The following is a 15,422-nucleotide window of genomic DNA, read 5'->3' on the forward strand; positions in this document are numbered from 1 at the left end:
TCGCAATCAGGGCACGCGCAACCCGTCCGGCATCGGCGGTTGCCGCCGGACCAGCAGCAGGGCGATCAGGACTGTGGGTACAAGGATGGCAAGGCCGAGCAGCGTCACCTGCATTTGCGACAGCGGCATGATGCCGCCGCCGGGCGTCGCCACCACGAAACCGCCGATCACCAGCAGCACGCGGATCGGCCATTCCAGCGCACCGGCGCCGCGGAGATCGCCCACAAAAGGCTGGTAGCCCTGGATGCCGCCACAAATGAATAGCGTACCGAACGCGGCAAGTCCCATCAGGCCGAGAGCGGCGAGATAGGGGCTATCGCCCTGCAGCACCAGCGCCGGATTGAGCACGAAGAAGAACGGGATGAAGTAGATGATGCTGCCGACCCACATCGATTCCCAACCCGTCTTCATGGCCGGCGAGCCGGCAATGCCTGCGGCCGCGAAGGAGGCGATCGCGACCGGCGGCGTGATCGACGACAGCATGCCCCAATAGAAGATGAACATGTGCACCGCCATCTTGTTGAGCCCGAGCTTCTCCAGCGCGGGCGCGACCAGGATGGCGAGGAAGATGTAGCAGGCCGTGGTCGTCAGCCCGAGGCCGAGGATCAGGCTGGTCAGCGCGCACATGCCGAGCAGCAGGAACGGATTGTCCCCGGCAATGTGCAAGAGGTCGTTGGCGAGACTCGACACCACGCCGGTCATCGAGAACGCGCCGATCAGGAGGCCGCAGCCGGCGAGGATGCCGACCAGCTCGACGAAGGTGCGCCCGTTGACCTCGAGGAATTTTCCGATCGTCGCAACCGTCCAGCGCGTGTCCTTGGAAAAGAGCTGGTTGAGCACGAGCAGCAGCGCGGTGGCATAGAACGGTGCATGACTCTCGCGCTTGAAATACAGCAGCATCACGACCAGCAGCGCGATGACGAAGACGTAGTACCAACCGTCCTTGATCGTATCCATGATCCGCGGCAGCTCGGCGCGCGGAATGCCCTTGAGCCCGTGGCGCGCGGCATAGGAATCGACCTGCATGAACAGGCCGATGTAGTAGAGCGCCGCCGGAATGATCGCGGCGAGCGCGACATCGGCGTAGCTGACATTGAGGAACTGGGCGATCACGAAGGCGGTCGCGCCCATCACCGGCGGCGCCAGCACCGCGCCGGTCGAGGCGCAGGCCTCGATCGCGCCGGCATAGGAGGCGCGAAAGCCGCTCTTCTTCATCACAGGAATGGTCATGGTGCCGGCGGTCAGCACGTTGGAGATGATCGAGCCCGACATCATGCCGAGCAGGCCGCTGGCAAAGATGCAGACTTTTGCCGCGCCCCCGCGAAAAGTGCCGCACATCGCAAAGGCGAGGTTGATGAAGAATTTGCCGGCCCCCGTCATCATCAGCGCGGTGCCGAACACGAGGAAGCCGATCACGGTGTCGGCAAACGCCTGGATGGGAATGCCGAGCAGGCTCTCGCCCGAGAGCACGTGATAGGAGGTCGCCTGCTCCAGCGTCGATTGCGTGCCGCGGAACGGCCCGAGCCAGCCGGACTCCGCGAACAGCGGATAGACGGTGAAGGGGAAGACGCTGAGCAGCAGGCTCCAGCCGCCGGTGCGCCGCAGCGCCTCCATCAGCATCGCCCACATGATGAGGCCGGCGGCGATCACCTTGGTCGGCGCGCCGCCGAATTCCCAGCCGGCCTCCGCCGCCTTGCGCACGTTCGACATCAACAACAGCGCCGCCGCGAAGGTCACGAGGGAGAACAGCAAATCATACCAGGGAATGCGGTCGAGCGGCGCGCGCTCCGTGCCCGGGAAGATCAGGAAGGTGAAGGGCAGCATCAACGCGATCAGAAGATAGAAATACTCCGTGTTGAGCTGGGTATAGCCGACGAAGAAGCGCAACGAGAATTGCTGATTGATGCAGAGCAGGATCGTCGCCGCGGTCGCGGCCACCAGCGCCCAGCGCCAGACGCCCTGCAACGCACGGACGCGCGTGACCTCCGCCTCCTGCATGTTGCCGGCCGCGCCGTGCGGATCGTCGAACACGATCCGCTTGGGCTCGTCCTGCGGGTCGGTGGAGATTGAAGCAGACGACATGATCGACCCCGCGCGTAGGCTGGTAACCGCCGTGGACTAGTCCTCGAACCCGTTCGGCATGTCGGCTTTGGCGAGCGCTGTGGCGCGCGCCTTCATCCAGCCTTCGAGGAACGCCTTGTCATCCGCGGGTGGATTGGACTTACCGTAGTCGGCCCACGCTGCCCCGAGCACTTCCTGGCGTTTGATCAGCCTGTTGTTGTGCGTCTCCTGCGCGTCGCTCCATTGCCCGGCTTCTTTGAGCGCTTTCACCGCGCCGGGATGCACCGGCACCACCCAGTTCTTGGTCTGGCGGTCGGCGGCAAGCCCGCCCGCGCCCGGCGCGGAGTCCTTGTAGGAATCGTAGTTGGTGATCATCGCCTTGGTGATGGCATAGACCTGGTCGGGTGGTTGCGAGGCGTAGGCGACGAAGATCGGGTAGGGGTAGTTGCCGAGCTCGATCGGCTTGTCCGGCGAGACGCCAGCGCCGCAGGTCGCAAGCTGCGGGAAGAAGAACGAGCCGACCTTCAGCATCCGCGCCCAGCCTTCCTTGTCGTTAGCCGGCAGCGGCGGCCAGACCAGGCCGCGTGGCGAGGTCTCGGCTTCCTTGGCGGGGCCGGTGATGGTGGTGCCGAATGCCGCATCGGTATCGTTGTTGATCAGGCCTTTCCACATCGCGCCGTAGCTTGCGAACTCGACGATCTTGACGTCCTTCTGCGTCAACCCTGCGAAGGCGAGCACCGCGAGCGAGTTCTGGTTCAGCGCAGGCGAGCCGACCACGAAGCCGACGCGCTTGCCTTTCAGGTCTTTCAGATCTTTCACACCGCTATCGGCGGCAACGCCAAGCGAACCGCAATTGCAATCGACGGACGAGAGCATGATCTGGAGCGGTTGCGGTCCCCATTCCCTGGAGCCGAACTCGAACACGCCTTCCTGCGCGAAATAGGAGCCCGATCCCATTGCCGATGCGGCGGCGCGCTTGGCGCGGAGCGGCGCAAGCCGCGCGACGTCGTTGCCTGCGGGGAGCACGCGCACGTCGGTGCTATATTTGTCCTTCATCATCTTGCCGACGCCGACCGCGATGTTGAAGCCGGCGGTGCCGGTGTCATAGGCAGTGAACGTCAATGTCGCCGGCAGCTTGATGTCTTCGGCGATTGCATAGCGTGTAGACGCAAAAGAAATGCCCGCAACCAAGGCAGGCGCGAGCATGACTAGCCCACGAAACATGTTTCCCTCCCATGATCTCCACGTTTGCCGCGAAGATTTTCGTTCTTTGTTTGAAACAGATTTTGTTTAAGGCGGATCATGTCATCGCGACCGAGCGATGGCAACGCCGTACCGTGAACGCAGGAATGAGGCAGACAGATTGTCGCGGAAGCTACGGTTGATGCAATCAGCTTGCGAGGATCGCGATCGCCTGTCCTTCGGCAACAATTTCGTCGAGCTTGACGAGCAGCGATGTGATCGTGCCGCTCGCGGGTGAGAGCACGGGTATCTCCATCTTCATGGCTTCGACCAATACAATGTCGTCACCATCTGCAACGGTTCCTCCAACTTGCACGGGCGTTGCGCAGATGCGTCCCGCGACCTCCGTGACGATCTTTATTTCTGGCATGCCATCGCCTTTTTGTTGTCGTCGCAAAATGCCTGAGGTAGCGTCGTCTGCAAGTGGAATTTAATTCCGCACAGCGGAACAAGCGGTAGGGAACAGATGGGACGACGTTCGGAGCGGTTGAGTAGGCAAGGCGCGCTCGCTGGCGACGCCGGTGAGGGTGATGTCATCCAGGTGGTGTCGCGCGCGTTCGACGTGTTGCGATGCTTCGAGGGCCACGAAGCGCGGCTCGGCAATCTCGAGATTTCAAACCGCTGCGGCTTGCCGCGCTCGACCGTGTCGCGGCTCACGCACACGCTGACGCGGATGGGGCAGCTGGTTTACCTGCCGCGTGATCAGAAATATCGCATCGGCCCAAGCGCGGTGGCGATGAGCGCCTCGATGATGAAGGGCGCGCAGCTGCGCAGCTTGATCCGGCAGCGGCTCCAGGAAGTCGCCGAGCAGCTTCCGGGCACGGTCGGCTTCGTCGTGCCCGATCGCTTCCATCTGGTCTATCTCCAGTTCGCACGCTCGGCCGCTGCGCTCGGCTTGCACGAGGGCACCGGCAGCCGCATCTCGATGGCCTCGACCGCCGCAGGCGCGGCCTACACCGCGGCCCTGGCGCCCGAGATCGGCGATGCCTTCATCACGGACATGGAGCGTGAAGCGCCCGAGGCTGCAAAAATCCTGCGGCCCCGTATCGAGGCCAACAGGCAGTCGCTGCGCGAGCACGGTTATGTCACGGCCTGCGGCATCTGGAGCCCGCACATCAACGGTCTCGCGGTGCCGATCTGGTCGCCGCAGTACCAGACCTTCGTCGTCATCACGATCGGTCTTCTGTCGTCGATGTATGACGAGCAGCGTCTGCATGCCGAAGTCGCGCCGCTGATGGTCGCGCTTGGCCGCTCGCTCGGCAGCCTGCTCGAGGGTGCCGAAGGCGACGTCTTCAACGCCCGCATCTCGCGCAAACCGGTCGCAATGGCCGTGCACAACAATAACAAGCCGATCAATTCGGAGGGAGTGGATGAACTGGAAGCCGGAACTCGACGAGCTCGCCCGGCGCGAAGCCTTCGCGCGGGAGATGGGCGGCGTTGACAAGGTCAAGCGTCAGCATGACCAGGGCCGGCTGACTGTTCGGGAGCGTATCGAGGGACTGACCGACAAGGGCAGCTTTCACGAGATCGGTGCCGTCTCCGGTGTCGGCGAATACGATCCCAGCGGCGAGTTGCAGAAATTGACGCCGGCGAACTGCGTGTTCGGCCGCGCGCGCGTCGACGGCCGCACCGTGGTGGTGGTCGGCGACGATTTTACGGTCCGCGGCGGCTCGGCGGATGCTTCCATCTCCGCAAAGCCGCTGATGGCGGAGGAGATGGCGCACGATTTCCGCCTGCCCATCGTCCGCATCATCGAGGGATCCGGCGGCGGCGGATCGGTCAAAACCATCGAGACCAAGGGCGCGGCGAATTTGCCGGGCGGCATCGGCGGCACCCGCTGGTATCGCTTCACGATTGAGAACCTCTCGCGCGTGCCGGTCGTCGCGCTCGGCCTCGGCTCGGTCGCTGGCCTCGGTGCCGCGCGTCTCGCTGCCAGCCATTATTCCATCATGACCCGGAAGTCCGCGATGTTCGTCGCCGGCCCGCCGGTGGTGAAGGCGCTGGGGCAGGATCTCTCGAAGGAGGAGCTCGGCGGCGCCGATATCCAGACCCGCGCCGGCGCGGTCGATCATGCCGTCGACACGGAAGAGGAGGCCTTCGCCTGCGCGCGGCGTTTCCTCTCTTATCTGCCGTCATCGGTCTACGAGCTGCCGCCGACCTTGCCCTGCGCCGACAATCCGGAGCGCTGCGAAGAGACGCTGATGAACGCGGTGCCGCGCAACCGCAAGCAGGTCTACAAGGTGCGGCCTATCATCGATGCGGTCGTCGACAAGGGCTCGTTCTTCGAGGTCGCCAGGAACTTTGGCAAACCGATCATCGTTGGTCTCGCCCGGCTCGAGGGCAGGGCGGTGATGGTGCTCGCCAGCGACAGTTTTCACTATGGCGGCTCGTGGACGGCGGACGCCTGCCAGAAGGTGGTGCGCTGGGTCGACTTCGCGGAGACCTTCCATCTGCCGGTCGTCTATCTCATGGACTGTCCCGGCTTCATGATCGGCCTCGATGCCGAGAAGGCAGGAACCATCCGCCACGGCGTCCGCGCCATGGCGGCGGTCAACCAGACCAGCGTGCCCTGGTGCACGATCATTCTGCGCAACGCCTTCGGTGTCGCCGGCGTCGTGCATCAGCCGGCCGACCGCTTCTCGATCCGTTACGCCTGGCCGTCGGCCTATTGGGGCTCGCTGCCGCTCGAAGGCGGCATCGAGGCCGCTTACCGCGCCGACATCGACGCGGCCGAGGACAAGGCGGCGAAGCTGGAGGAAATCCAGGAACGCCTCAACAAGCTGCGCTCGCCGTTCCGCTCGGCCGAAAAATTCTGGGTCGAGGAGATCATCGATCCCAGGAAAACAAGGTCGCTGCTGTGCGAGTTCGCAAGGCTGGCCGAGCCACTGCGAAAGGCGGGACCGCCGGAGAACATGACGATCCGGCCGTAGCGCTCCGTCGTCTGCCATGGCCGCCGGTGTGCGACGGTTTGGGCACAGTCGCGGCCGAGGCGTCACGGACCCGTGGGGGCGGCGCCGGAAGGCGACGTGTTCGGCTGCGTGGATGTAGCCTCGGGAGCCATAGCGGCTTTGGGTTCAACTGACGCGTGCGAGGTTGACGGCGCGTTTGGATCCTTTGGTCCAGGTGGCGGCTGAGGTGCCGGTGGCGGCAGAGCTGCCGATTGCCCCGGGGGGGCAGTTTCAGCAGCGCGCGATGATCCGAATATGTATCCGATGATGGATCCAAGAAGGGCTGTCACCGCCTCGGCGTTCAAGCCCGTGGCGACTGCTATGATCAGGATCGTAGGAAGTATGAAGGTCAGCCCGAGTATCTGAAGAGTGTACTGGCCCAACCTTTCACCCCAGAGGTTCGAAGGTTTCTCCTGATCAGCTTGCAATATTTGGTTCAGAACGAGGAGGCCGCCGCCAAGGATGAAGAGGGCCAGCAGGCACACCGCACCAAGATCTAAACTAGAGATCTCGTGCCGGGCTTTTAATCCGTCATTGATGGCTTGCAAAACTTTTGACTCGTCAATCATGCATGGATCCTTTCCAGATGTTTGGGACGTGACTTCTGGCTCGGGCGTTTCGGTCGACGTCGGCGTCGCGCACGGTGTGGGTGTTGGGCGTGCCGTCGGCGTCGTGGTCGATGTGAGTGTCGCGGACCGGGTGGGCTTCGATGTCTCGACCGTCTCTGGTCGCTTGGTGGTGCCGGAAGGTTTGGGTGTCTCGGTCGTCTCTTGCGGCTTGGTGGTGCCGGAGGGCTTCGGTGTCTCGGTCGTCTCTTGCGGCTTGGTGGTGCCGGAGGGCTTCGGTGTCTCGGTCGTCTCCTGCGGCTTGGTGGTGCCGGAAGGCTTCGGTGTCTCGGTCGTCTCCTGCGGCTTGGTGGTGCCGGAGGGCTTCGGTGTCTCGGTCGTCTCCTGCTGCTTGGTGGTGCCGGAGGGCTTCGGTGTCTCGGTCGTCTCCTGCGGCTTGGTGGTGCCGGAAGGCTTCGGTGTCTCGGTCGTCTCCTGCGGCTTGGTGGTGCCGGAGGGCTTCGGTGTCTCGGTCGTCTCCTGCTGCTTGGTGGTGCCGGAGGGCTTCGGTGTCTCGGTCGTCTCCTGCGGCTTGGTGGTGCCGGAGGGCTTCGGTGTCTCGGTCGTCTCCTGCGGCTTGGTGGTGCCGGAGGGCTTCGGTGTTTCGGTCGTCTCCTGCGGCTTGGTGGTGCCGGAGGGCTTCGGTGTTTCGGTCGTCTCCTGCGGCTTGGTGGTGGCGGAAGGCTTCGGTGTTTCGGTCGTCTCCTGCGGCTTGGTGGTGCCGGAGGGCTTCGGTGTTTCGGTCGTCTCCTGCGGCTTGGTGGTGCCGGAGGGCTTCGGTGTCTCGGTCGTCTCCTGCGGCTTGGTGGTGCCGGAGGGCTTCGGTGTCTCGGTCGTCTCCTGCGGCTTGGTGGTGCCGGAGGGCTCCGGTGTGTCGGTCGTCTCCTGCGGCTTGGTGGTGCCGGAGGGCTTCGGTGTTTCGGTCGTCTCTTGCGGCTTGGTCGGGCTGAGCGGCTTGGGTGTCTCGACCGTCCCAGGCGGCGTGGCCGTTCCTGACGGCTTCGTCGTCCCGCGCGAGCTGTCCGGCGTGGGAGTCTGGCCCGGTTCACCCTGGGGCTGCGGCGAGATCACAATGATCACTGTCAGGGGATGCAGATCGGATCCGCGCGGCTTGGCGGACGGTTCGTTACGGGTGGCGTTGCCACGCGTCCGCTTGAGTTTTTGGCACAGTCCGTGGCGATGGGAGGTGGCCCTCCGGTGGGTGGCGCGGCCCCGGCGTCGCCAAGTATCGGCCTCCGAAGCCGACGCGATGCCGGCTTCGGAGAGCTTCATCTCGCAAGGTTGGCGTGTCAGAAGGTCGTTTCGCGTTTCCGCGAACGCTCCCTGAACTTTCAAGGCGGCCTCACCGCCGTGCGTATCGAGATGGCAAGCAAGCGCACCGCTACAGGCTGTTATCGCGATCGACACATACCCAATGAGACAAAACAAGCATTTGGCGAAATGATGCGACATTGCCGCTAACGACAAGGAGCTAAAGGCAAACTTGGCGACTGCGAATGCTCAATTCGACCATCAACCAGGCCGAGAATCAAGTCCGACGTAAAACGTTGGGTAAATGTCGCGTGATCACACCGGAAAGCGAACGACATCGGGATGGCGCTTGGCCAAGCAACGGTCGTCGGGTTCCGGCCGGTGGCGCTCCCTATGGGAATCCAGCCGCTCCGCCGGTGGATCGTCACTAACGAGCACCGTCCATCACACCCGCAGAGCCGCGATGTCTAACAGCAATATCGGCAACGCGGGGACAATTTCCTGCAACATTTCTCAACATCTTCGCCAACATGTTGCGGTTGTCTCGGCCTAGGAGGTGACAGGACTTTGTGGATCGGGATTGGCAGAATGCGATTGAACTCCTTGGCGGCACGTCTCGGCGCGGGCGCGGCCTGCCTTGTCCTCGCAACCATCAACCCGGCTCGCGCAGAGCCGGTGTTCGATAGTCTGGGCGGCACATGGTCGGGCACCGGCACGATGAAGCCGTCGGACGGCCCGCGTGAGAAGGTCCGGTGCAAGGTCGCCTACAACATCACCAAGCCTGGACGATCGGTGAGCCTTGACCTGCGCTGCGCGAGCGATGCGTACAGGATGGTGCTGTCCGCAAACATCGATCAGAACGGGACGGAGCTTTCAGGCAACTGGTTCGAGAGCGAATACCGGCAGGGCGGCAAGGTCTACGGCACCAACAAGGACGGGCTGATTGAAGCGCGGATTGAAGGAAACACCGTGGCTGCGCTGGTCACGATCCAGACCAAGAGCAATCATCAATCTTTCCTGATGGAAGCGCCGGGCTCCTGGATGGCGGAGGTGGCGATCGAATTGAACAAGGAAGCGAAGTAGCCTTTGACCCCGATGGGCTCCGGAGGCGGCCGGTCGCGCGGACCATTGATCTGGATCAATCGCAGTTGGACGCAGCACACTTTGGTGCTGGATACACCCGCCGGCCGCGTCGAAGTCGAGGCTGACACGAAACTGCTCCGGACTGTGGGGTGTGCGTCGGGAGGAGAGCCGGATGCATCGACAGGGCCGTACCGTCGCTTCTCTGCGCGCTGCAACCGTCGCGTTGACGGTTCTGGCCTGCGCGTCTTGCACGATGCGGCCCCTGCAAGGCGTGCTCGTGCCGAGCAGCGAGGCCATTGAAGCCGTCTCTCAGGTCTCGCTTCTCATCGGAACGACACGTGCGCGATCCAGCAGCGATCCCGGCGAAATGTTCAGCCGCGAGCCGTCCAGCGAGATGGCTTTCGCTCAGGTCACGGTGTCCATTCCGCCGGATGGTTCACGCGCCGTCGGTGCAATTCAGTGGCCTGCGTCGCCCCCGGGAGACCCGCGCAAGGATTTCGTGACGGCATCGGCTGACTATCTCGATCGGGCCCAATTTGGCGCTGCTCTCACCAGCGCGGCGAAGGCAGCGCATCGCAACAAGGCGATGGTCTTCGTTCACGGATTCAACAACCGTTTCGACGATGCGGTGTACCGGTATGCCCAGTTCGTGCATGACGGGCAGCTTCCCGTCATCCCCGTGCTGTTTTCATGGCCGTCGCAGGGCGCGGGAAACCTCGGGTCCTATCAGCACGACCGCAAGGTCGCGGTGCAATCCGGTGGGCCGTTGGCAGAGCTCCTCGATGCCGTGAACGCAAATCCAGCCATCAAGGAGATCACGCTCGTCTGTCATTCCATGGGCTGCCTGGTCATGCTCGATGGACTGCGTGTGAGGGCGTCACGCGGCGGAACGGTATCAAAGCTGAAGAACGTGGCAATTGTCGCGCCCGACGTTGAGTTCGATGAGTTCATGAGCCAGGTCGGGGCGATGGGGCCCCGGCGCCCGCGCATCGCTCTGTTTCTGTCTCAAGATGATGTCGCGCTCAAAATATCAAAGTCCCTTTCGAGCGGGACAACCCGCCTCGGCGACATCAATCCGGCGGAAGAGCCGTACCGAAGCGCGCTTGCGCATCAGAAGATCCTGGTGTTCGACCTTACTCATCTGGGAGGCGACAACTCACACTCCAGAGCTTTCGGCGAAGTCAGCACCGTCATGGGGATGATCGAGCGCAGGCTCGCTCAGGGCCAGCAACTCGGGGAGGACGCCTCACGAACGGCCTCTGCGCGATGAAATGTCGGCGGGTGGCAAGCGTCGTCGCTAGCGCGGCTTGGGCATCTTGATGCCGAGGGCCCGCTCGGCGGCAGACATCACCGTGGCTTGTGGGCTGGTTTGGCAGTAGTCCTTCACGGACTTGGCGGCACCCGCGAACTGATACAGGTCGATCACGGTGTTGCGCACGCTCGCGTTGTAGTAACCGCTCAGCCACATGGTGATGCCGGCGAAGTCCTGGATGTCGAGCTTGATCAGCTCACGGCAGGTCATCTTGCTCAAGTCGACCACCAGCTTGTCTTCCGCCATCGCGGATGAACTCAGCGACAGTAGGGCCAAGACTGTCATCAGCGGCTTGTTCATGTGGTCCCCCGGTGCCCGTCCACATCGGGCCGAACAGTTCCCGAAGTTCACGATCCCCGATCTGAGGCTCTTGATCTATGTCAAGCGCGCGACGCAAGCCGATGCCACGAGCCTGCACGCTGGGCCGGTGGAGGACTATCCTCCGGGGGGTAATGACGGTTGTGAAGACGCCCGGCGGCTACGGAATAAGTAAGAATGGCCAGACTGTTCCGGCAAACTTCTCCGTCGCCGGCAACAAAGTCGTCATGCAAGTCCACCTCAACGGAATGCAAGTTCGGTTCGACGGCACCATCAACGGTGATGAAATGAGCGGTTAACTCACCAACGCGCAGCCGATGAGTTACCGCAGGCAAGCGTGATGGCGAGCGCACGGCACTGTATCGAGCGACCAGGTAAGGGGCAGGCGCTTTGCCCTTCACAAAGCGACAGGTCATGATGTGCAGGGGAGCGATCGTGCCATCATGCTCCTGTTTTGCCCGACGGGTCAAGTTTTATTCGGAAAAATCGTAAGTCATTGATCCGCCATGCCCCGGCTACTGTGCATGGGGTTGTTTCGCATTTTTTGTTTGAGCGGTCCGCCTGGAGCGCACCTCAAGCGCTCTCAGTCTCCCCGGTGCACATCGTGCACGACCACGTCAGGGAAGCCGAGGCGGCCGCCGCGACGGGACTGGCCGCGGAGTAGGGCGCCATCATCAAACTGTAACATCGGCGTAATTGAGTACCCGTGATCCGGAGGATGCCGTCAGCCATCTTCCGGAACGGGACATTTGTTGACGGTTGGGGTTGGCCATGGCTGAGCCGGCAAAGCTTGCCAGCGCAATATCGAACACCGAACCTGCCATTCCGGGCCTGGTCTGGGCGTTCCGCCTGCACAGCGACGGCAGCGCCGAGGCGTTGCCGATCGACCAGCCGATCGAGTTCAGCCATGACGGCCGGCTCTGGCTGCATTTCAATCTGACCGATGCGCGGGCGCGACCGTGGATCGCGAGCTCCCACCTGCCGCCGCTCGCGCGCGAATTGCTGCTCTCGAACGACACGTTCCAGCAGCTCCATGTCATCGACCATTGCGTCTACGGCGTGTTCTCCGATCTCGTGCGCGACATCGACAGCGCGACGGAGGACACCGCCTTCCTGCGCTTCGCCATGACCGAGCGTCTTCTGGTCAGCGGCCGGCATCAAGCGCTGTGCTCGGCGGACGCGACGCGACGGGTGCTCGAAGGCGGCTACCGGGTCGACAATGTCGCCCATCTGCTGGAGAAGATCGTCGACGAGGTCGCGGACACGCTGGACCGCATGGCCGACAAGCTCGGGCAGGAGATCGACGGCATCGAGGAACGGATCCTGGCCGATGACGTCAAGCCGGAAATGCGCCGCGATCTCGGCCGTCTCCGCCGCACCTGCGTCAGGCTGCATCGCCAGCTCACCGGCCTGCGCACGCTGTTCCACCGGCTCGACCAGAAGAACACCGATCATCTTTCGCCGGCGTTGCGCATCCAGGCTGGCAAGCTGGCGCAGCGGCTGGATGGCCTCGATCACGACATCGTCGAATTGCGCGAGCGCAGCCGCCTGCTCGAGGAGGAGCTGCGGTTCAAGAACGAGGAGGAGAGCAATCGCCATTTGCACACGCTCTCGATCGTGACGACGCTGCTGCTGCCGCCGACGCTGATCACCGGCATCTTCGGCATGAATACCAAAGGGCTGCCGCTCACCGACGTCGAAGAAGGATTTATTTATGCCGCCGTGCTGATGGCCGCGTCGATCGGTGCGGCCTATCTGTTCATGCGGCGCACGGGCATTTTCAGAAAATAGCGTATCGATCGTGAGTTGCAGTGCCCGTCATTCTTCGTTGCGACGCGCGGCCGCGATTGCGTTGGTCTGTACGGCCGCGAGCACCAGCGCGTTCGCCGGCGCCAAGGACGAGAGCGCGGCCGACTGGCTGGCCCCGAAATGGTTCAACGAGTGGCATGACGGTCTCGCCAACAAGGGCCTGAATTTCGGCGCCACCTATATCGCGGACAATATCGGCAATGTGTCGGGCGGGGTCGCACGCGGTGCCATCCATTTCGGCCGGCTCGATCTCTCTGTCGACGCCGATCTCGACAAGCTCGTCGGCTGGACCGGCGGCCGCTTCTACGCCAATGCCTTCGTGATCTACGGTCGCGGGCTCTCCCGCAACTACGTGCAAAACCTCGCCACCATCAGCGAGATCGAGGCGCTGCCGGACCAGCGGCTCTACAACGCCTATTTCGAGCAGAGCTTCTTCGACGGAAGGCTGAACATCAGGGCTGGTCAGCAGGCCGCCGATGTCGAGTTCTTCGACAGCCAGACCGACGACCTCTTCATCAACGGCACCTTCGGCTGGCCCGCGATCAAGGCTTCCAATCTTCCGGCCGGCGGCCCGGCGCCGCCGATTGCAGTGCCCGGCCTTCGCGTCAAGGCGGCGCTGACCGACAGGATCACCGTCTTCGGCGCTGTCTTCAACGGCGATCCGTCAGGGCCGGGCGATGCCGATCCGCAATTGCGCGACCATCATGGCCTCGCGTTTCGCGTCAACGATCCGCCGTGGGTGATCGGGCAGATCAGGTTCGATTACGACATCGATATCGGCGGTCGCCCGCTCGCCGGCAATTTCACGCCCGGTGCCTGGAAGCACTACGGTTCGTTCGACAGCCAGCGCTTTACGGTGCAAGGCCAGTCGATCGCCGATCCCGACGGAAGCGGCATTCCCGCAAGGCTTCGCGGCAATTACGGCATCTTCGCCGTGATCGAGCAGGTGCTGTATCGCCCGCCGGAGGTCAACGACAACACCACGTCGGCCTCGATCCCGGGTATCACCGCGTTCGGCCGCATCGCCTACAGCCCGCCGGACCGCAATCTGATCGACCTTTATCTCGACGGCGGCATCGGCTTGGTCGGCTTCGTCCCTGGCCGACCGCTCGATCGCTTCGGCGTGGCGGCGGCCTATATGCGGATTTCGAACACCGCGCGCAATCTCGATATCGACACGCAGGCCTTCACCGGTGTGCAGAGCCCGGTGCGCAGCAACGAGACCCTGATCGAGATGATCTACGAGGCGCATATCAAGCCGGGCTGGCTGATCGCGCCGTATTTCCAGTACGTGTTCCGCCCCTCGGGCGGCACCCCGAATCCGAACGACCCCACTGGTCTCTCGCGGATCGGTGACGCCGCGGTGTTCGGCGTCACCACCACGCTCAGGTACTAAGCCATCGCTGGCTTCGGCTCGGTCTTTGGTTGCCGCGACAGCGCCAGCACGATCAGCGAGGCGAACACGCAGAGCGCGCCGGCGATGAAGAAGGCGGGCAAGTAGCTCTGCAACAGCGTCCGCGACAGGCCCGCGCCGAACGCCGCGGTGCCTGCGCCGAGCTGATGGCCGGCAAAAATCCAGCCGAACACCAGATTGGCGCGCTCGGGGCCGAATTTCTGCGCGGTGAGGCGCACCGTCGGCGGCACCGTCGCGATCCAGTCGAGCCCGTAGAACATCGCGAAGATCGAGAGCCCGTAGAACGAGAAATCGCTGAAGGGCAGGAAGATCAGCGAGAGCCCGCGCAGGCCGTAGTACCAGAACAGGAGGTAACGGTTGTCGTAGCGGTCCGACAGCCAGCCCGACATGATCGTGCCGAAGAAGTCGAAGATGCCCATCGCCGCGAGCAGGCTTGCGGCCTGCACCTGCGGGATGCCGAAATCGAGGCACATCGGAATCAGATGCACCTGCACGAGGCCGTTGGTCGAGGCGCCGCAGACGAAGAAGGTCGCAAACAGGATCCAGAACGCGCGCGACTTCGAGGCGTCGCGCAGCGTGCCCAGTGCAACGGCCGTGATCGAGCTGTGGTTGACCGGCGGGGCGGGCAGGGGCTCGGTGCCTTCGTCGCCGAAGGGGCGTAAGCCCACATCGCTCGGCCGGTCGCGCATCACCAGCAGCACCGCGAGGGCGGAAACGCAGAGCGCGATGCAGACGAAGCCGAGCGCAAGCCGCCAGCCGTAACGCTCGGTCATGCTTGCGAGCAGCGGCAGGAACACGAGCTGGCCGGTGGCGACGCTCGCGGTCAGGACGCCGATGACGAGGCCGCGGCGCGCCGCGAACCAGCGCGTCGCGATGGTGGCGCCGAGCACGAGCGCAGTCATGCCGGTGCCGATACCGATCACCACGCCCCACAGCGCCACGAGTTGCCAGACCTGGGTCATGCCGAGCGAGGCGATCAGCGCCGAGACGACGATGAGCTGGGCTAACAGCGTCACGTTGCGCAGGCCGTAGCGGTTGAGCAGGGCGGCCGCGAACGGTGCCATCAGTCCGAACAGGATGAAGCGGATCGAGAGCGCCGACGAAATCTCCGCCGTGCTCCAGCCGAACTCCTTCTGAAGCGGAATGATGAACACGCCGGGCGCGCCGACCGTGCCGGCGCTGATCAACGCGGCCAGGAAGGTTACGCCGACCATCACCCAGCCGTAATGGATATTGCGGCGGCCGAGCGCTGCCGCGAGCCAGTTCGAGATCATTGCCCCTCAATCACGCTTGGCGGGTTTTGGGAGACCCGCGTCATTGTTGCAGTCTGGCATGGAAGCGGGAAGTCTGAAATGACAGACTTCCCTCATTTACGGACG

14 protein-coding genes are annotated in these 15,422 nt (G+C 63.5%); 8 read left to right on the plus strand and 6 right to left on the minus strand.

The annotated features are described in order from the left end of the window. Positions 1–6 precede the first annotated feature (6 nt). The 3 genes from BMW89_RS10290 to BMW89_RS10300 all read right to left on the minus strand — a co-directional run bounded on the left by BMW89_RS10290 (position 7) and on the right by BMW89_RS10300 (position 3,673). On the minus strand, positions 7–2,082 hold the full coding sequence (locus BMW89_RS10290; protein WP_092025377.1) for a TRAP transporter permease: 2,076 nt from the start codon (positions 2,080–2,082) through the stop codon (positions 7–9). Positions 2,083–2,118: 36 nt separating this feature from the next. After that, positions 2,119–3,285, minus strand: coding sequence for a TAXI family TRAP transporter solute-binding subunit (locus BMW89_RS10295; protein ID WP_092025380.1), 1,167 nt, complete (start codon positions 3,283–3,285; stop codon positions 2,119–2,121). 166 nt (positions 3,286–3,451) lie between these two features. Further along, positions 3,452–3,673: an acyl-CoA carboxylase biotin carboxyl carrier protein subunit gene (locus BMW89_RS10300; protein WP_092025383.1), complete on the minus strand. Its 222-nt coding sequence runs from the start codon at positions 3,671–3,673 to the stop codon at positions 3,452–3,454. Between the two features lie 96 nt (positions 3,674–3,769). On the opposite strand from BMW89_RS10300, the gene BMW89_RS10305 reads away from it, so the two are divergent. Both BMW89_RS10305 and BMW89_RS10310 read left to right on the plus strand, forming a co-directional pair. Further along, a complete protein-coding gene (locus BMW89_RS10305) occupies positions 3,770–4,744 on the plus strand; it encodes an IclR family transcriptional regulator (RefSeq protein WP_092025386.1) in 975 nt (324 codons plus the stop codon). After that, positions 4,674–6,233, plus strand: a complete 1,560-nt coding sequence (locus tag BMW89_RS10310; protein WP_092025389.1) for an acyl-CoA carboxylase subunit beta — start codon at positions 4,674–4,676, stop codon at positions 6,231–6,233. Before BMW89_RS10305 ends, BMW89_RS10310 begins: the two co-directional genes overlap by 71 nt. A gap of 62 nt (positions 6,234–6,295) precedes the next feature. Here BMW89_RS10310 and BMW89_RS10315 read toward each other — a convergent pair whose 3' ends face one another. Continuing rightward, complete coding sequence (locus BMW89_RS10315; RefSeq protein WP_092025392.1) at positions 6,296–6,820, minus strand: hypothetical protein; 525 nt, start codon at positions 6,818–6,820, stop codon at positions 6,296–6,298. A 28-nt stretch (positions 6,821–6,848) separates the two neighbouring features. Between BMW89_RS10315 and BMW89_RS10320 the strand changes: the two genes are divergently transcribed. The 3 genes from BMW89_RS10320 (at position 6,849) to BMW89_RS10330 (ending at position 10,460) form a co-directional block, all read left to right on the plus strand. Next, positions 6,849–8,183 (plus strand): hypothetical protein, encoded by a 1,335-nt coding sequence (locus BMW89_RS10320; protein ID WP_092025395.1) that lies wholly within the window; start codon positions 6,849–6,851, stop codon positions 8,181–8,183. Positions 8,184–8,695: 512 nt separating this feature from the next. Continuing rightward, positions 8,696–9,190, plus strand: a complete 495-nt coding sequence (locus BMW89_RS10325; protein ID WP_092025398.1) for a hypothetical protein — start codon at positions 8,696–8,698, stop codon at positions 9,188–9,190. 172 nt (positions 9,191–9,362) lie between these two features. Further along, positions 9,363–10,460 carry an alpha/beta hydrolase gene (locus tag BMW89_RS10330; protein WP_092025401.1) on the plus strand — a complete coding sequence of 366 codons (1,098 nt, stop codon included), beginning with the start codon at positions 9,363–9,365 and terminating at the stop codon, positions 10,458–10,460. 27 nt (positions 10,461–10,487) lie between these two features. On the opposite strand, the gene BMW89_RS10335 is transcribed toward BMW89_RS10330, so the two are convergent. After that, entirely contained in the window at positions 10,488–10,802 is a 315-nt protein-coding gene (locus tag BMW89_RS10335) for an HdeA/HdeB family chaperone (protein WP_092025404.1), read from the minus strand. Positions 10,803–10,954: 152 nt separating this feature from the next. On the opposite strand from BMW89_RS10335, the gene BMW89_RS37810 reads away from it, so the two are divergent. The 3 genes from BMW89_RS37810 to BMW89_RS10345 all read left to right on the plus strand — a co-directional run bounded on the left by BMW89_RS37810 (position 10,955) and on the right by BMW89_RS10345 (position 14,025). Further along, the gene (locus BMW89_RS37810) at positions 10,955–11,119 is read left to right on the plus strand and encodes a hypothetical protein (RefSeq protein ID WP_177195955.1); all 165 of its coding nucleotides are present in this window, start codon (positions 10,955–10,957) and stop codon (positions 11,117–11,119) included. A gap of 472 nt (positions 11,120–11,591) precedes the next feature. Continuing rightward, positions 11,592–12,611: a transporter gene (locus BMW89_RS10340; protein ID WP_092025406.1), complete on the plus strand. Its 1,020-nt coding sequence runs from the start codon at positions 11,592–11,594 to the stop codon at positions 12,609–12,611. A gap of 61 nt (positions 12,612–12,672) precedes the next feature. Next, positions 12,673–14,025 carry a carbohydrate porin gene (locus tag BMW89_RS10345; RefSeq protein WP_244547566.1) on the plus strand — a complete coding sequence of 451 codons (1,353 nt, stop codon included), beginning with the start codon at positions 12,673–12,675 and terminating at the stop codon, positions 14,023–14,025. On the opposite strand, the gene BMW89_RS10350 is transcribed toward BMW89_RS10345, so the two are convergent. After that, positions 14,022–15,317, minus strand: a complete 1,296-nt coding sequence (locus BMW89_RS10350; protein ID WP_092025412.1) for an MFS transporter — start codon at positions 15,315–15,317, stop codon at positions 14,022–14,024. The genes BMW89_RS10345 and BMW89_RS10350 overlap by 4 nt on opposite strands. Positions 15,318–15,422 lie beyond the last annotated feature (105 nt).

The sequence above is a fragment of the Bradyrhizobium sp. OK095 genome, assembly GCF_900109945.1.
Taxonomy (GTDB): Bacteria; Pseudomonadota; Alphaproteobacteria; order Rhizobiales; family Xanthobacteraceae; genus Bradyrhizobium.

Coding starts and splice junctions, on each gene's coding strand:
- BMW89_RS10315 (WP_092025392.1), bottom strand. CDS start 6,820: ATGATTGACGAGTCAAAAGTTTTGCAAGCCATCAATGACGGATTAAAA.
- BMW89_RS10290 (WP_092025377.1), bottom strand. CDS start 2,082: ATGTCGTCTGCTTCAATCTCCACCGACCCGCAGGACGAGCCCAAGCGG.
- BMW89_RS10300 (WP_092025383.1), bottom strand. CDS start 3,673: ATGCCAGAAATAAAGATCGTCACGGAGGTCGCGGGACGCATCTGCGCA.
- BMW89_RS10295 (WP_092025380.1), bottom strand. CDS start 3,285: ATGTTTCGTGGGCTAGTCATGCTCGCGCCTGCCTTGGTTGCGGGCATT.
- BMW89_RS10330 (WP_092025401.1), top strand. CDS start 9,363: ATGCATCGACAGGGCCGTACCGTCGCTTCTCTGCGCGCTGCAACCGTC.
- BMW89_RS10340 (WP_092025406.1), top strand. CDS start 11,592: ATGGCTGAGCCGGCAAAGCTTGCCAGCGCAATATCGAACACCGAACCT.
- BMW89_RS10305 (WP_092025386.1), top strand. CDS start 3,770: ATGGGACGACGTTCGGAGCGGTTGAGTAGGCAAGGCGCGCTCGCTGGC.
- BMW89_RS37810 (WP_177195955.1), top strand. CDS start 10,955: ATGACGGTTGTGAAGACGCCCGGCGGCTACGGAATAAGTAAGAATGGC.
- BMW89_RS10310 (WP_092025389.1), top strand. CDS start 4,674: ATGAACTGGAAGCCGGAACTCGACGAGCTCGCCCGGCGCGAAGCCTTC.
- BMW89_RS10335 (WP_092025404.1), bottom strand. CDS start 10,802: ATGAACAAGCCGCTGATGACAGTCTTGGCCCTACTGTCGCTGAGTTCA.
- BMW89_RS10325 (WP_092025398.1), top strand. CDS start 8,696: ATGCGATTGAACTCCTTGGCGGCACGTCTCGGCGCGGGCGCGGCCTGC.
- BMW89_RS10350 (WP_092025412.1), bottom strand. CDS start 15,317: ATGATCTCGAACTGGCTCGCGGCAGCGCTCGGCCGCCGCAATATCCAT.